The sequence below is a fragment of the Salinimicrobium oceani genome, from assembly GCF_012037645.1.
The window spans coordinates 1-566 of record NZ_JAAVJR010000293.1 but is presented as its reverse complement, the minus strand read 5'-3'; the positions used below and the strand labels follow the sequence as shown (position 1 = coordinate 566).

Below are 566 nucleotides of genomic sequence, written 5' to 3'. Positions count from 1 at the left end.
AAATCTCCGGAAATGAGAATATTAAAAGGAATTTTTTTGGCAGGAATTGCCATATATAGTTTTACGGCCTGTAACAGGCTAACAGGAGCGAATGCAGGTTCAGCAGTAACGGCAAAAGATACCCTAAGCATAACTGTACTGCAGACGGCAGATATTCACGGGCAACTTGATCCCCACCCGGAACTCTTCTGGGAAAATGGAGAGATCGTCTTTAAGGAAAGAGGCGGCCTGGCGAATATTAAAACCCTTTTTAAAGAGGAAAGGGGAAAAAATCCCGGTCGCACCATCATCGTAGATGGGGGAGATCTCATACAGGGTAGCGGATATGCCGCACTTTCTGAAGGACGTATTTTCCCGGAGCTCATCAGTAACATGGGGTATGACGTGATCATCCCCGGAAACTGGGAAGTGGTGTATGGAAAAGACCGGATGATGGATATAATGACCCACTACAATACCCCCGTTATCGCACAGAATATGTTTCATCAGGATAATGGAAAGCCGCTTTTTCCGCCTTACTGGATCAAGGAGATCGAAGGTGTAAAAATTGGTTTTATCGGCATCAA

Annotated in this window: 1 protein-coding gene; it reads left to right on the top strand. The window is 45.2% G+C overall.

The window, feature by feature from the left end; genetic code table 11:
* Nucleotides 1–12: 12 nt before the first annotated feature.
* The coding region (locus HC175_RS16795) for a metallophosphoesterase (RefSeq protein ID WP_209310040.1) at nucleotides 13–566 on the top strand (554 nt) is incomplete at its 3' end.